This is a genomic window from Serratia sp. PL7, from assembly GCF_945957435.1.
Genome location: NZ_CAMFLB010000001.1, coordinates 1,320,749 through 1,335,367, shown reverse-complemented (window position 1 = coordinate 1,335,367; position 14,619 = coordinate 1,320,749). Strand labels below are relative to the sequence as shown.

The 14,619-nt window shown below is 56.7% G+C and carries 14 protein-coding genes; 10 read left to right on the top strand and 4 right to left on the bottom strand.

Annotated features, from left to right (window positions below):
- Positions 1-93: 93 nt before the first annotated feature.
- Together N6G83_RS06210 and N6G83_RS06205 are read left to right on the top strand one after the other, a co-directional pair.
- On the top strand, positions 94-660 hold the full coding sequence (locus N6G83_RS06210; protein ID WP_127145882.1) for a chromate transporter: 567 nt from the start codon (positions 94-96) through the stop codon (positions 658-660).
- Positions 657-1,178, top strand: coding sequence for a chromate transporter (locus tag N6G83_RS06205; RefSeq protein WP_028127817.1), 522 nt, complete (start codon positions 657-659; stop codon positions 1,176-1,178). Before N6G83_RS06210 ends, N6G83_RS06205 begins: the two co-directional genes overlap by 4 nt.
- A 4-nt stretch (positions 1,179-1,182) precedes the next feature.
- Here N6G83_RS06205 and N6G83_RS06200 read toward each other — a convergent pair whose 3' ends face one another.
- On the bottom strand, positions 1,183-1,593 hold the full coding sequence (locus N6G83_RS06200) for a protease inhibitor Inh/omp19 family protein (protein ID WP_260514899.1): 411 nt from the start codon (positions 1,591-1,593) through the stop codon (positions 1,183-1,185).
- 354 nt (positions 1,594-1,947) lie between these two features.
- Between N6G83_RS06200 and N6G83_RS06195 the strand changes: the two genes are divergently transcribed.
- Positions 1,948-3,564, top strand: a complete 1,617-nt coding sequence (locus N6G83_RS06195; RefSeq protein WP_260514897.1) for a serralysin family metalloprotease — start codon at positions 1,948-1,950, stop codon at positions 3,562-3,564.
- Between the two features lie 42 nt (positions 3,565-3,606).
- On the opposite strand, the gene N6G83_RS06190 is transcribed toward N6G83_RS06195, so the two are convergent.
- Positions 3,607-4,257, bottom strand: a complete 651-nt coding sequence (locus N6G83_RS06190; RefSeq protein ID WP_197790218.1) for a dihydrofolate reductase family protein — start codon at positions 4,255-4,257, stop codon at positions 3,607-3,609.
- Positions 4,258-4,326: 69 nt separating this feature from the next.
- Entirely contained in the window at positions 4,327-5,331 is a 1,005-nt protein-coding gene (locus tag N6G83_RS06185) for an alpha/beta fold hydrolase (protein WP_043143208.1), read from the bottom strand.
- Positions 5,332-5,564: 233 nt separating this feature from the next.
- Here N6G83_RS06185 and N6G83_RS06180 point away from each other — a divergent pair, with 233 nt between their 5' ends.
- The 7 genes from N6G83_RS06180 (at position 5,565) to N6G83_RS06150 (ending at position 13,658) form a co-directional block, all read left to right on the top strand.
- Positions 5,565-5,996 (top strand): DcrB-related protein, encoded by a 432-nt coding sequence (locus N6G83_RS06180; protein WP_049206109.1) that lies wholly within the window; start codon positions 5,565-5,567, stop codon positions 5,994-5,996.
- A 31-nt stretch (positions 5,997-6,027) separates the two neighbouring features.
- A complete protein-coding gene (locus N6G83_RS06175) occupies positions 6,028-10,284 on the top strand; it encodes an RHS repeat-associated core domain-containing protein (protein WP_260514895.1) in 4,257 nt (1,418 codons plus the stop codon).
- Positions 10,277-10,606, top strand: a complete 330-nt coding sequence (locus N6G83_RS06170; RefSeq protein ID WP_230201382.1) for a hypothetical protein — start codon at positions 10,277-10,279, stop codon at positions 10,604-10,606. The genes N6G83_RS06175 and N6G83_RS06170 overlap by 8 nt, the downstream gene beginning before the upstream one ends.
- Before the next feature lie 200 nt (positions 10,607-10,806).
- Positions 10,807-11,193 carry a hypothetical protein gene (locus N6G83_RS06165; RefSeq protein WP_145957797.1) on the top strand — a complete coding sequence of 129 codons (387 nt, stop codon included), beginning with the start codon at positions 10,807-10,809 and terminating at the stop codon, positions 11,191-11,193.
- A 611-nt stretch (positions 11,194-11,804) separates the two neighbouring features.
- Positions 11,805-12,206: a hypothetical protein gene (locus N6G83_RS06160; protein ID WP_227256392.1), complete on the top strand. Its 402-nt coding sequence runs from the start codon at positions 11,805-11,807 to the stop codon at positions 12,204-12,206.
- 154 nt (positions 12,207-12,360) lie between these two features.
- Positions 12,361-13,116: an Appr-1-p processing protein gene (locus N6G83_RS06155; protein ID WP_260514894.1), complete on the top strand. Its 756-nt coding sequence runs from the start codon at positions 12,361-12,363 to the stop codon at positions 13,114-13,116.
- 11 nt (positions 13,117-13,127) lie between these two features.
- Entirely contained in the window at positions 13,128-13,658 is a 531-nt protein-coding gene (locus N6G83_RS06150) for a hypothetical protein (protein ID WP_025302775.1), read from the top strand.
- Between the two features lie 48 nt (positions 13,659-13,706).
- On the opposite strand, the gene N6G83_RS06145 is transcribed toward N6G83_RS06150, so the two are convergent.
- Positions 13,707-14,603 carry a PhzF family phenazine biosynthesis protein gene (locus N6G83_RS06145; protein WP_025302776.1) on the bottom strand — a complete coding sequence of 299 codons (897 nt, stop codon included), beginning with the start codon at positions 14,601-14,603 and terminating at the stop codon, positions 13,707-13,709.
- Positions 14,604-14,619: the final 16 nt, after the last annotated feature.

The following is a 14,619-nucleotide window of genomic DNA, read 5'->3' as shown; positions in this document are numbered from 1 at the left end:
TATTGTTAGTTTCTCCGGAATGCATTAGACATCATGGCACGGCGGCGCGCATGATACCAGACATCAAAACAAGCGATGTGGAACGGCAATGTCATGTCAGATATCAATACGTTAAAACCGCACCCGGCGGCAGCGCCGGGTAATGCGGAGCTGTTTTTGGGCTTTCTCTGGCTGGGGCTTATCGGCTTCGGCGGCGTGCTGCCGATGGCGCGCAGTATGCTGGTGGAGCGCCGGCGCTGGCTGAGCGGCGAACAGTTTACCGAGCTGCTCGGTCTGTGCCAGTTCCTGCCCGGCGGCAATGTGATCAACCTGTCGGTGGCGGTGGGCATGGAGTTTCGCGGGCTGCGCGGCGCGCTGTGCGCCTTGCTGGGCCTCATCAGCGCGCCGACGGCGATCGTGGTGGGGCTGGGCGTGGTGTACGCCCGCTTCCAAAACGATCCGCATGTGCAGCATGTGTTCGCCGGGCTGGCCGCCGCCGCCGCCGGGCTGCTGCTGTCGACCGGGCTCAAGATGCTGCTGCCGCTGCGCGGTAAATGGCCGGCGCTGGCGATCGTCGCGCTGGCGCTGATCGCCATCGCCTGGCTGCGCCTGCCGCTGTTGCCGACCATGCTGGTGCTGGCGCCGCTGAGCATTCTGCTGATGTGGCGGTGGCCGTCATGAGCGGGGTGTTGATGGCGTTGGCGCTGATTTTCACCGAGCTTTCTTTATTGGCGTTCGGCGGCGGCATGACCATTCTGCCGGAAATGCAGCGGCAGGTGGTGGAGGTGCATCAGTGGATGAGCGCCCAGGAGTTCAGCGCGCTGTTCGCCATGGCGCAGGCCGCGCCGGGGCCGAACATGATGATCGTGCCGCTGGTCGGCTGGCACGTCGCCGGCTGGGCGGGGCTGTTAGTGTCTTCGATCGCCAAGTTCGGGCCGTCTTCCATCGTTACGCTATTGGTGATGGGCGCCTGGCGGCGCTTTAAGGATCGCCCGTGGCGCCGCATCGTGCAGGCCGGACTGGTGCCGCTGACCGTGGGGTTGGTGGCGGCCAGCGGTATCTTGATCGCCGAGGCTTCCGCGCCCAGCTGGCGGCTGGCGGCAATCGTGGCGCTGGCGACGGGGTTGAGCATGAGCAAGCGCCTCCATCCGCTGTGGGTGCTGGCGGGCGGCGCGCTACTCGGGTTACTGTTCGCCTGAAGGGTTAGCGCGGGATCAGTACAAAGCGCGAAGGGCCATTGCGGTCGATCAGCTCATAGCGCTTCGGCGCGGTCAGGGCCAGAAACGCCACCATGCTCCCTTCGGCGTCGGTCAGCGTCATGCCGTCCGGCGTCGGCCGCCAGGCGACCGGCAGCGCGTGCAGCGCCAGCGGCTGCAGGCATTGGGCGGAGGCGCTGAAACGGAAAGCGTTGGTGTTGGCAACCGCTTCGTCGCTCAGCTGCACCTCGCAGACGGTTTTACCGTCGCCGATGGCGGCGAGTTGCCAGTCGCCCTTCAGCGCGGCGGGTTCCAGCAACGGCAGTGAACTGCCCAGGGCACTGCTGCACAATATGCTCGTAACGACTCCTGTCAGGCTGGCGCGGCGCAAGGCGCACATAAGGAAATGGGTTGGCATCGGGTCACTCCTTTCGGCTGTCCGTTCACACTTTAGCACGTACCTATCTTGATGATGAGGGAAGGATTAGGTTTTTTAATCCTCGATTATTCTGATCTGATCGGTGATAAAATACGCAAAAAGACGAATAATTAACCCGTTAATGCGCTCATTTTTCTCATTAATATAGTGAGAATACAAATTGTTATGCGTATCTCCATCTCTATGCCCGGCGCGGTGAAGCCAGGCCGGGTGGGCTCGCGCCAGCGGGGTGAGTCACTATACTGGTCATTCCTAAGCCTTGGCTTAGATTAGAACGACTGATGAATAGTCTTACAAAGCGAGTGGGTTCCTATTGTGTAAAAGGAGAATACAATGCGCAGTCGCCACAACGACATTTTGCAAGATGACGATGAGTTCACCAGCCTGGCCGCCACATCCCCCAACGATCATAACTATCAGTTTTACTATCACCAGCCCGGCAGCCCCTATGACGGATTGGGCTACGGCGCGCTGTTCACGCTGGACAACGCTAACCTGTACAGCAACCAGCGCGGCGGGGCGGCGATTAATAATTTGGGTAAAATCCGCGATAACTTCAGCTTCGATCGCGCCGCCGATCAGTTGACGCGGCCGGGCCTGACGCACAACGGCGACCAGGTGTATCACCAGTCGGTCGCGCTGACCTATTCCTTCCTGACGCAGAGCGCGCTGAACCGCATCGGCCAGACCGGTGACGGCGACAAGGGGCTGCAGCCATTGACCCAGGCGGCGCAGGCTCAGGCGCTGAAATCGATGCAGGCGTGGGCCGACGTGGCGAACGTGACCTTTACCGAGGCGGCGTCCACCGATATCAACCACCGCGCGGACATCACCTTCGCTTACTTCACCCAGCGCGCCGACGGCAGCACCGCCGCCGGCAGCGGCCCGAATGCCATCAACGCGTACGCCTATTACCCGCCGAGTTCCAAATCGGGCAGCGATAACGCCTTTGCGGGCACGGTGTGGTTCAACAAGAACTTTGCCACCCATCAGGCGCCGGTTAGCGGTGACTTCAGCAGCCAGACCTTCACCCACGAGCTGGGGCATGCCCTGGGGCTGGCGCACCCGGGATCTTATGACGCGTCGCTGGGCAACCCGAGCTACCAGAACGATGCCGCCTATTATCAGGATTCGTTGCAATACTCGATCATGAGCTATTTCAACGCCGGTTACACCGGCGCCGACACCAAAGGGGTGTACGGCTATGGCCCGATGGTGGATGACATCGCCGCGATCCAAAAATTGTACGGCGCCAACATGAGCACCCGCACCGGCGACACGGTGTACGGCTTCAACTCCAACACCGGGCGCGATTTCCTGACCGCCACGGCGGACAACGGCAAACCGGTCAACTTCGCGGTGTGGGACGCCGGCGGCAACGACACGCTGGACTTCTCCGGCTACAGCCAGCAGCAGATGATCAACCTGAACGACGGCGCGTTCTCCAGCGTCGGCGGCGGCACGCAGAACGTCGCCATCGCGCGCGGGGCGATCATCGAGAACGCCATCGGCGGCAGCGGGCGCGATGTGATCATCGGCAACGATCAGGACAACCTGCTGGCGGGCAACGCCGGCTCCGATATCCTGTACGGCGGCCTGGGGGCGGATCATCTGTGGGGCGGCAAAGACGCCAATAACTTCACCGACTATTTCGTCTATCTCAACGCCAAAGAGTCCACGGTGGCGGCGTTCGACGTGATTGAAGACTTCGAGCACGGCATCGACAAGATCGATCTCTCCGGCCTGCGCTTCAACAACAGCCTGAGCGAGCTGCGCTTTATCGACAGCGGCAGCGCCTTCAGCGGCCAGAAAGGCGAGATCCAGCTCAACTTCGACGCCTTCAACGGCACCACCGATCTGCTGATGAACACCCAGAGCAACAGCTATGCCGCCGACTTCAAGATCCACGTGGTCGGGCAGGTCGAGCAGAGCGATATCTTGTTTGCCTGAGGTGATGAAGGGAAAAGAGAAAAGGGCCGAACGGCCCTTTTTTTACGGCTGGGCCGCCGCCGCGCTTTCCGTCACGAAGGAACCGGTCGTCACCTCGCCGGCGCGGCGGTAGTGGGCCACGATCACGCCGCCGGGCGAGACCACCGAGTGGGTCAGCGTGAAGGCCGCCGGCGCCGCGTTGTCATCGAACAGCCGCTTGCCGCCGCCGAGCAGCACCGGGTAGGTGAGCAAGCGCAGTTCATCCACCAGATCGTTGGCCAGCAGCTGTTGCATCAGCGTGCTGCTGCCCTGCACCAGCAGCACCGGCCCCTGGGTGCGCTTCAGCTCGCGCAGCCGGGCGAGGATGTCTTGCCCCAGCCACTGGCTGTTCTCCCACGTCAGCGTCTCGCCGTGGTGGGTGGCGACGTACTTGGTGGCCTGATTGAACACGCGGGCGATGTCGGCGGAAAACGGATCGGCCTCGTCGGTGATATGCGGCCAGTAGCCGGCGAAGATATCGTAGGTGCGCCGCCCGAGCAGCAGATCGAAAGGCGCAGAGAAAAGATCGCTCATCGTTTCCGCGACGGCGTCATCCCAGTAGGGGGCGGTCCAACCGCCGAAGCGAAAGCCGCCGCTGCGGTCTTCGTCCTGCCCGCCGGGCGCCTGCATCACGCCGTCGAGGCTGACGAACGCGCTGGCAATAATCTGTCGCATGGCTGTCTCCTGCAATTGAGTGCCAGCTGAAAGTTTAGCCGCCGCGCGGCGGCTGCGCCAACCGGCCGCTCAGGGTTGCAGCGCCTTGAGCAACGCCTGATGGAAGCGCGCCGGCTCCTCCATTTGCGGCGCATGGCCCAGCCCGGCGAACTCGATCAGCGTGGCGTGCGGGATCAGTTTCGCCGCCTGTTTGCCCAGCACCGCGTAATGCCCGATTTTGGCCTTGACTGCCGGCGGGGCGATATCGCTGCCGATGGCGGTGGTGTCGGCGGTGCCGATCATCAGCGTGGTGGGGGTTTGCAGATCCTTGAACTCGTAGTACACCGGCTGGGTGAAGATCATGTCGTAGATCAGCGCCGAGTTCCACGCCACCAGGCGGTGGCCCGGCCCGTTGTTCAGCCCGGCCAGCATATCCACCCAGCGATCGTACTCCGGCTTCCAGCGGCCGCCGTAGTAGGTGTGCTGCTCATAATTGCGGATGCCCTCGGCGGTGGTGTTCAGCTCGCGCGCGAACCATTGATCGACGCTGCGCCACGGCACGCCTTTCGCCTTCCAGTCCTCGAGGCCGATCGGGTTGACCATCACCAGCCGTTCCACCGCCTGCGGATACATCAGGCTGTAGCGCGTGGCCAGCATGCCGCCGGTGGAGTGGCCGATGACGATGGCCTTGCTGATGTTCAGGTTCTGCAGCAGGCCGTGGGTATTTTGCGCCAGCTGCTGGAAGCTGTACTGGTAATGCGCCGGCTTGGTAGAGGAGCAAAAGCCGATTTGGTCCGGCGCGATCACGCGGTAGCCGGCCTTGCTCAGCGCCTTGATGGTGTCCTGCCAGGTGGCGGCGCAGAAGTTTTTACCGTGCAGCAACAGCGCGGTGCGGCCGTTGGCGGCGCCTTCCGGCGGCACGTCCATATAGCCCATTTTTAACGGCTGCCCCTGCGAGGTGAAGCTGAACTGCTGCAACGGGTAGGGGTAGTGAAAGCCCTGCAGCTCCGGGCCGAACGTCGGCGTTTCGGCGGCGCCGGCGTTGAACGCGGCCAGCGCGGCGCACAGCAGCGCACTACGGGTGAATCTCAGCATCCTGATCTCCTGAAAACGGACGAGAGCCGAGTATAGCCATAATCGGCGCGGCGGCGCGCCAGTGGTTTCAGATAATTCTGTATATGACGGTTTGATTCCCGGCCAGATTCCGGGCAACGCTCTTTTTCACAGTGAACGCGGTCACGCCGCGCAACATTGGCGGCGCCTGATGGTTTTATTTCAAGGCTAAGTTATGCGATGCTTAAGCATTATTTATGCAAAAGGATCCTCGCATGTCCGCTTTATCCCGCTGCGCTTTCAGCGAAGGCAGCGTCGCTTTGCCGGAAGGCTATGCCGATCGCACGGTCAACGTCCTGTTGGCCGGCGATGATGTTTCCCCCTCAGTCAATATTTCCCGCGATGCGCTGCAGCCGGAGGAGAACCTGGAAGGCTACGTCACCCGCCAGCTCGATGCGCTGGCACAGGGGCTGAAAGGTTGGGCGTTCAAAAGCCGCGAGCCGGCGACGCTGGGCGATGGGCTGGCCGCCGGTGAATGGGTGCGCGCCAGCTACCTGCGCGACGGCAAACGCATCTGGCAGAACCAGGCGGTGTTCGCCCTGGCGGAAGGCCGGGTGCTGGTGTTCACCCTGGCGATGGCGCGCAAGCTGACGCCACAAGACGACGCGCTGCTGCAGCAGGTGCTGAGCAGCTACCGGGCGGCCTAACGATGAACTCTTTGCGTAAAAGGACCTTACGATGACCGAAGCGGCTCGCGTCGGCGATATTATCGGGCATTCCCATGCCCTGGCCGGCATGATTGCCGGCACCCTTGTCGGCGGCCTGATCGCCGCCGCAGGCGCGGTGGCGGCGGGGGCGCTGTTCGTCGCCGGCCTGGCGGCCTCCTGTATCGGCGTCGGCGTGCTGCTTATCGGCGCCAGCCTGGCGGTGGGGTATCTCACCGGGGAGGCGGCCACCGCGGCGCGCGACGGCATTGCCGACGCCGGTGCCGGTAGCCTGACCCCCAAAGGCAATATCGTCACCGGTTCCCCCAACGTTTTCATCAACGGCAAACCCGCCGCGCTCGCCACCAATAGCCAGGTGGCCTGCAGCGACGACGGCCCGAGCATGCAGATGGCGCAGGGCTCCGACAAGGTCAGCATCAACGGCCAGCCCGCCTCGCGCGTGGGGGACAAAACCAACTGCGACGCGCAGGTGATGGAAGGTTCGCCCAACGTGTTTATCGGCGGCGGCACCGTCACCACCTTGCCGATCAAGCCCGAAGTGCCGGATTGGCTGTACAAGGTCTCTGACCTGACGCTGCTGTTCGCCGGCCTGGTGGGCGGCGTGGGCGGCGCCGCCGGCAAGTTGGGGGCGCTCGGCAAACTGCTGGGCAAGCTGCCCGGCATCAACAAACTGGCGCGCATCGCCTGCCGTGCCGGCACCCTGATGACCGCGACCGCCGCGGTTGGCATTATCGCCCGGCCGGTGGATATCGTCAGCGGCCAGAAATTCCTCGACGGCGAAGACGATCTCGATTTCGTGCTGCCATCGCGCCTGCCGGTCGCCTGGCAGCGCTATTGGCGCAGCGGCAACCCCGGCGACAGCGTACTGGGCCGCGGCTGGAACCTGTTCTGGGAGAGCAGCCTGCAGCCGTATCAGGACGGCCTGGTGTGGCGCGCCCCTTCCGGCGACTTCGTCGCTTTCCCTATGGTGCCGCGCGGCCACAAAACTTACTGCGAAGCCGAAAAATGCTGGCTGATGCACAACGATGACGGCAGCTGGCAGCTGTTTGACGTCGGCGAACAGATTTTCCACTACCCGCCGCTGGCGGGCGAGCAGCCGAGCCGGCTCAGCATGATCACCGACGCCATCGGCAACGCCACCTCGCTGTTCTACGACGACGAGGGGTTGCTGAATGAACTGGTGGACAGCGCCGGGCAGCGCCTGATGTGCCGCTATGCGCAGGGCCGCCTGCGCGAAGTGGCGCTGCAAACCGCCGAAGGCAAACGGACGCTGGCGCGCTACGGTTACGATGAGCAGGGCCAACTGACGACGGTGAGCAACCGCGCCGGTGAGGTAACGCGCCGCTTTGGCTGGCGCGACGGCCTGATGATCAGCCACCAGGACGCCGCCGGGCTGCTGAACGAATACCAATGGCAAGAGATCGACGGCGTGCCGCGCGTGACGGCCTATCGCAACAGCGCCGGAGAATCCCTTGAGTTCGGCTATGACTTCGCCGGCGGGCGCCGCAGCGCGGTGCGCGGCGACGGCAAGCGCGCGGAGTGGCGGCTGGATGACGACGACAACGTGGCGCAGTACACCGATTTCGACCAGCGCCGCTACGGTTTTATCTACCAACGCGGCGAGCTGTGCAGCGTGCTGCTGCCCGGCGGCGCGCAGCGCCAGAGCGAATGGGACCCTTACGGCCGCCTGTTGTCGGAGACCGACCCGCTCGGCCGCGTGACGCGCTATCAATATTCGCGCAACAGCGGCCGGCTGTTCGCCGTCGCGTACCCGGACGGCAGCAGCGAGGCGCAGCACTGGGACACGCTGGGGCGCCCGACGCGTTATGTCGATGCGCTGGGCAATACCACGCTGTACCGCTATCCGGATGACGAAGAGAGCCTGCCGGCTAGTGTGATCGACGCGCTGGGCGGGGAAGTGAAGCTGGAGTGGGACGCCCGCGGCCAGCTGACGCGCTACACCGACTGTTCCGGCAGCGTCACGGCTTATACCTACGATGCGCTGGGGCAACTGACGGCGCAGACCGATGCCGAAGGCCACCAGACGCGCTACCTATGGGATAACGGCGGGCGCCTGCACACCCTGATCCACCCGGACGGCGGCGAAGAGCGTTTTAACTGGAATGCGCACGGCCAGCTGGCCGAACATCAGGACGCGCTGGGCAGCCTGACCCGCTGGCAGTACAACGCCCTGGGGTTGCCGGTCAGCATCACCGACCGCATCAACCGCACCCGGCGCTATCACTACAGCCCGCAGGGCTGGCTGACGCGGCTGGAGAACGGCAACGGCGGCGACTACCGCTTCAGCTACGATGCGGTGGGCCGCGTGCTGGCCGAAGAGCGCCCGGACGACACCCGCCACTATTATCGTTACGGCGCGGCCGGGCTGCTGGAAGAGCACCGTGAGGTCGGCCTGCCGGGCGGCGCGGGCGAGCTGACTCAGCGCGAACAGCGCTTCCGCTTCGACGAGGCCGGGCAGCTGGTCTGGCGCAGTAACGCCAGTGCGGAATGGCATTACCGTTTCGACGCCATGGGGCGGCTGCGTGAGCTGAACCGCCTGCCGACGGCGAGCGGCGTGGCGTTGGGGATCGAGCCGGACAGCGTGCAGATGCGCTATGACGCCGCCGGGCGGCTGCTCGGCGAGCAGGGCGTGAACGGCGAGCTGCAATACCAGTGGGATGCGCTGGCCAACCTGCAGGCGCTGACGCTGCCGCAGGGCGATCGCCTGCAGTGGTTGTATTACGGCTCCGGCCACGCCAGCGCCATCAAATTCAACCAGCAGGTGGTGAGCGAGTTCACCCGCGATCGCCTGCACCGGGAAACCGGCCGCAGTCAGGGCGCGCTGCAGCAGCAGCGGCGTTACGACGCCATGGGCCGCCGCAGCTGGCAGAGCAGCGCCTTCGGCCACGACAAACTGACCCGGCCGGAAGACGGCGTGCTGTGGCGCGCTTATCGCTACACCGGCCGCGGCGAGCTGGCCGGGGTGAGCGACGCGCTGCGCGGCGAAGTGCACTACGGTTACGACGCCGAGGGCCGCCTGCTGCAACACCGCGAACCCAATCAGGGCAAACCGGGCGCGCGGCTGGTGTACGACCTGGCGGATAACCTGCTGGGCGAGCGCAGCCCGCAGAGCGATATCGACGCGCACCTGCCGCTGGCGCCGATCGCCGACAACCGCCTGACGCACTGGCAAAAACTGTTTTACCGTTACGATGCCTGGGGCAACCTGATCAGCCGGCGCAACGGTCTGTACGAACAGCACTACCGCTACGACGCCGACAACCGGCTGGTGCAGGCGCACGGCCGCGGCCCGCAGGGCGAGTTCGAGGCGCAGTACCATTACGACGCGCTGGGACGCCGCAGCCGCAAAACGGTGCACTACAAGGGCAAAACCGAACAGACGACCCATTTCCTGTGGCAGGGTTATCGGTTGCTGCAGGAGCAGCGCGACGACGGCAGCCGCCGCAGCTGGAGCTACGATCCGGCCAGCCCGTGGAGCCCGCTGGCGGCGCTGGAGCAGGCAGGCGACAGCCGCTCGGCGGATATTTACTGGTATCACACCGATCTGAACAGCGCGCCGCTGGAGGTGACCGACGCGGCGGGCAACCTGTGCTGGTCCGGGCAATACGATACCTTCGGCAAGCTGCAGGGCCAGACGGTGGCCGGCGCGGCGAAGCGGCAGGGCGCGCAATACCAGCAGCCGCTGCGCTACGCCGGGCAATACCAGGACGATGAAAGCGGCCTGCACTACAACCTGTTCCGCTACTACGAATCCGAGGTGGGGCGTTTCACCACGCAGGATCCGATAGGGCTGCGCGGCGGGCTGAACCTTTATCAGTATGCGCCGAACCCGCTGATGTGGGTGGATCCGTTGGGGTTGAGTGGTGAAAGTGTCTTTATACATTATACGGATAAAAGCGGTTTTGAGAGTATAATGAAAACAGGAGTTCTCGAGGCTAATGCCAAGGGGAAGGTTTATATAACAGATATACTTATGTCACCTAACGATGTCATGCGGGACATTCTTATTAATGATCCTAAGCATGTAGGAAGAGGTGATTATGCTATTATCTTTAAAGCAGATCCTGTGCAAATGAGTAACATAAAACAGTCATCTGCCCTTGAATACATTCATAATGGAAGGTTGAAGTTAAAAGATGTCCTTTACTCTGGGGGGAATCCTTATTCCATAGTATCTAAAATGAATTATGAAACGAGAAGTAAATTAACCTTTAATCAGATTAAGGCAAGGGGGAGCTGTGGTGGATGAAAATGAAAAGAAAATAATTGTTACTCAGGCTGAAATTAGTGCACTGAAGAAGCTTATAATGTATGTTAAGTTTTCTTGTGATGATGTTGAATCATTAGAGTATGCTGGTAGTTATGCAATCAATAGTTTCTTTGATAAGTTGATTGCTATTGATTATCTTGGAGAGTTTGAGCGAAAATTTTATGACATACAAAACCCGGACAATGAGATTGCAGTAATGAACAAAATTAATAAATATCAACATGATTCTTTAAATAAAATGAGTGACGAGACTATGAGGGAAGTCTTTAAACAATGTCTTCATCCATTTAAACCAAGATAAAGTATCTTAATAGGAGGGTAATACTCTCTCTTACTAACCACATAGTTCGAAGAGTTTATAAGCCTCCTGTGGCAGCACCGTCGGTTGTCGCAGGAGTGATGTGACAACGGCGACTGTTCGGCGAATATTTTCTGGTGTTACATTGATCGGATTAGTGCGTTATTGGAAGTAAGTGACACGGTGTATAATCTAGGTGGGTAATGATTAATATGTTTGAAAATAATAGATTAATTGACAATCTGGTGTTTTTGAATGAATCTAGTAAAAATGAAAGTGTCATTATGAATTTTTATTCTTGGGTCCATATTATTTATGGAGTGATTGTTTTTTATGGAAGAAAAAGTGAAGAGGAAGCAAGTTACATAATTAACAATACGCCTATGTTTACAACACCACCCAAGAATTTCATGGAGGCCTGTATGTTAGGTCATGAGGATGAATATTATTGGGGTATGGTAATGTCACATGGTGATAGATATTTTGAGAAGGGTTTTCCTCGTACAGCACCGAATGATTATTTTGAATGGGAAGATAGTTATATAAAAGATCACAATCTTGAGAGAAACACTCTAGTTTTTAATGATTAAAATAAGTGATGTTGCTAGAGCCGACAATTCTCAGTCGGTTCTGAATGTCTAGAATGAAAAGTATCTAAAAGAGCAGGTTTGATAATTTTGAAATATCCATCCGTACACATTGATAAATCATTTAATATTACGGTGTCTAACATGATTGATTTTAACGCGAGGATTGTGTCGGGTGTTTTCATAGGGAATGTCGTTCTAAATGAAAATATTTCACTATATATTAATGAGATGCACTCCAGATTTAGTGTTAAGATTAAAAACCACTTCCTACCTGACGGGAGTGATCGAAAGTCATATACAGTCGACAATACCTTGACCATCGTAACTGATAAAGACGGTGTCATTTTGTCACTTGGATGTAATGCTCATTATCAAGGGGCTACAATGGAATCATATTTCCCAGAATGAGTGTGATAGATATAATAAAGCTGACGATGTCGCAGAAAATATACAATGGCTCCATCATTATTAATGATGATTTTGGTGTTTCGTTTATCCTCCCATCCCCATATGATGAGATTTCCGATGCGATAAATCATATTTCTAGTGGTCTGATAATAAACGAAATTTTCGTATCTGATTTTTCATTCTGGCGTTAGCTTATGGAATATATGAGTGAGTTTAGTGAACATTTAATTAAATTTGGGGTGAGTGATATAGTTGTCACTGGCTACATAGATTCGGATACACCACCGATTTTTCACCCGATGTATGACAGGATTTACTTTATATCTGGTGAGGTTGTTTTTGAGGTTTACATCGGTAATGATGGGGTTGTTAATTCACATTTGGTTGAAAACATCGCTCCGTGGTTTGAGGTAGATGTGGATGATCAATTTTCTATGATGTCAATTTATTCCCAGTCATTTAAAACTGAGCAGGAGGTTATCATAGTTGGAGTAAATTATAGTGACGATCCGTCCTCAGGGGTTTTCTTAAAATATAAGGCAGGTGACGATGAGCGGCTATTATCTTTAGAATCAAATAATTTTTTCGGTTTTCTCATTTCATAGTTCAAAGGATTTCGAGATTATTGAATGCTAGTAGTTAATTGAAGCTTTGAGTTTTTTGATAGTGGCATTGAAAATTAGAGGGTTATTGTAAGTAACATGGTGATTGATTGTTAGAAATAGCTTATTCCATCTGTCGTAGGAGGAGGAAAGAACTGTGGAGTCCGATAAGAATTATTATAAAGGTAAATGTGAACTCATTTCTGGCGAAGGGAGGATCTATACTGAGTTTAATGGCGATGTTGCAACAAGACAAATAACTATAATAAATGATTTGTATTATTCATTCTCATCTTTGGAAGATTGGCACGAAGATATAGGTTTTTTACTTTATGATGGTAAGAAAAGTGAGCTTGATCTTTCTGAGTCAAAGTTGATAACTAGTCTTGAATTTGAAAGTGAATGGGATAAGACAATCACCCCTGATGTTTTGAATGATTATTTCAGTTTTAGTTATGGTGATGAATCTATTCCTTTGTCAAAATCTAAAATGATCATTCATATTGTGAATAATAAGGGTAAGTGGGGAAAAGGCTTTGTTGTTCCTCTATCAAAACGCTATCCAGCAGTAAAGGAAGGATATTTAAAGTGGTTCTCTGAAAAAAAGGATTTTTTTCTCAGGAATGTACAATTCATCTGTGTGAACGGAAACGAGCGGATATATATTGCAAATATGCTGGCTCAGGATGGACTAAAGAAAAGTAAAGATGATAATGCTCAGTATGTTTCATATGAAGCACTGAAAGAATGCCTGAGTCTGGTTTCTGATTATGCATTAAAAGAAAGGCTTAGTATACAATTGCCTATGATTGGTGCAGGATTGGGAGGTGGTGATTGGGATGCTATTTTTTCTCTAATTAAAGAGTGCTTGGCAAGAAAGAGAATAAAATGCAACATCGTTAAATTAGGTTGAGTGAGAGTGACATGAAATTCTATACTTTCAGTAGCTTTACATTTGGCGATAACTTGATTTATTTTCTCGATCCGAAATTAAGATTGTCCAGCTTTTTTATTTGGAATGAAGGTGATGGTAAGTTCCTATCCTACTCACTGCCAAAAGGGAAAGTGCCAAGCGCTTTGAGTAGCGACATTTTTAATTTGCATGACTATTTTCCTGCCAGTCTCGGAATTCCAATTTTTTCAAAAAGAGCTAAGGCTGTATTTGAACGCAAGGTTTCGTCTGAAATGTTATTCTATGAATGTGCGGTAGAAAACGTAACTGAAACGATGCTTCTGTGTAAAGTGAATAATTATTTTTCAATTATTGATGAGGAAGTCTCGACGTTCAGAGAGCTTGGGGATGGAAGCAAGCTCATTGATGTGCCTGCTTACAAGTGTGACAGGGAGTTCTTTATTGCTAGGGATAGCATCTATTGTGAAAGGATAATTGTCTCTCAGCAGTTTGTTGACCTATGTAATGAAGAACAGCTAAACATAGGCTTTGAGAGTTGCTAATTGACGTTCCCAAAAGATGCTCACCATCCTCTTATTCCTCCCCCAAAACTAAATACCCAATGTGCCGTTAATCAGGGTGCAGCACTGCCCGCCGATCCAAGGTTCGCCGTCAATAAAGCGCACGCTCACGCGGCCATCTCGATTCAGTTGGGTGCCCTGGCGCACCTGGTAACCCTGTGCGGTCTGGCCGCCGTCGGGGAAGCGGCTGGCTTGCAGCAAGCGCGCCAGGCAGGCGTTGGCGCTGCCGGTTACCGGATCTTCAATCAAAACACCGCATTCCACCATAAACGCGCGCATTTCGTAATCGGCCGGTTCGGTTGCGGGGCAGGCGCCATAAATCACTACGCCATCCACTTCACAAGCCGTTTGCAGCTGTTTAATCGTTGCCTGATCTGGCGTCACCGCCAGGCAGGACTGCGCGTCCGGCAGGCGCACCATCAGCCAGCGAATGCCCATCTCGGCAATCACCGGCAGGGGGATTGCTGCAATCATCGCGGGCCGTAAAGCGGCCATCAGCCGTTCTGTTTCCTCAGCCGCCATTGGGCGGAGCTCAACTTCGGGCGCGGCGAACGCCAAGGTGCCTTCCGGCTGGATATTGACCGCCACCAGACCGACGCCGCATTCCTGCATCACCGTCCCAGGCCGTTTAGGTGCCAATCCGGCTTCCAGCAGGGCGTGGGCGGTGCCCAGCGTCGGGTGGCCGGCGAAGGGCAGCTCTTTTTCGGTGGTGAAAATGCGCACCTTATAATCCGCCGCCGGGTGCGTCGGTTTAAGCACAAAGGTGGTTTCCGAAAGGTTGGTCCAACGGGCCAATGCCAGCATCTGCGCGCTGCTCAGCCCCTCGGCCTCCAGCACCACCGCCACGGGGTTGCCCTGCAGCGGCGTACGGGTAAACACGTCCACCTGTTTGTAGGCGCGGGGTGTCACATCATCACTTCTGAGCATTTGCCATCATCCATTA

What these genes read in the sequence shown, in the direction of transcription:
- N6G83_RS06185 (WP_043143208.1), bottom strand. Translation starts at nt 5,331, where the DNA reads ATGCTGAGATTCACCCGTAGTGCGCTGCTGTGCGCCGCGCTGGCCGCG.
- N6G83_RS06200 (WP_260514899.1), bottom strand. Translation starts at nt 1,593, where the DNA reads ATGCCAACCCATTTCCTTATGTGCGCCTTGCGCCGCGCCAGCCTGACA.
- N6G83_RS06145 (WP_025302776.1), bottom strand. Translation starts at nt 14,603, where the DNA reads ATGCTCAGAAGTGATGATGTGACACCCCGCGCCTACAAACAGGTGGAC.
- N6G83_RS06210 (WP_127145882.1), top strand. Translation starts at nt 94, where the DNA reads ATGTCAGATATCAATACGTTAAAACCGCACCCGGCGGCAGCGCCGGGT.
- N6G83_RS06165 (WP_145957797.1), top strand. Translation starts at nt 10,807, where the DNA reads ATGATTAATATGTTTGAAAATAATAGATTAATTGACAATCTGGTGTTT.
- N6G83_RS06190 (WP_197790218.1), bottom strand. Translation starts at nt 4,257, where the DNA reads ATGCGACAGATTATTGCCAGCGCGTTCGTCAGCCTCGACGGCGTGATG.
- N6G83_RS06160 (WP_227256392.1), top strand. Translation starts at nt 11,805, where the DNA reads ATGAGTGAGTTTAGTGAACATTTAATTAAATTTGGGGTGAGTGATATA.
- N6G83_RS06205 (WP_028127817.1), top strand. Translation starts at nt 657, where the DNA reads ATGAGCGGGGTGTTGATGGCGTTGGCGCTGATTTTCACCGAGCTTTCT.
- N6G83_RS06150 (WP_025302775.1), top strand. Translation starts at nt 13,128, where the DNA reads ATGAAATTCTATACTTTCAGTAGCTTTACATTTGGCGATAACTTGATT.
- N6G83_RS06180 (WP_049206109.1), top strand. Translation starts at nt 5,565, where the DNA reads ATGTCCGCTTTATCCCGCTGCGCTTTCAGCGAAGGCAGCGTCGCTTTG.
- N6G83_RS06195 (WP_260514897.1), top strand. Translation starts at nt 1,948, where the DNA reads ATGCGCAGTCGCCACAACGACATTTTGCAAGATGACGATGAGTTCACC.
- N6G83_RS06175 (WP_260514895.1), top strand. Translation starts at nt 6,028, where the DNA reads ATGACCGAAGCGGCTCGCGTCGGCGATATTATCGGGCATTCCCATGCC.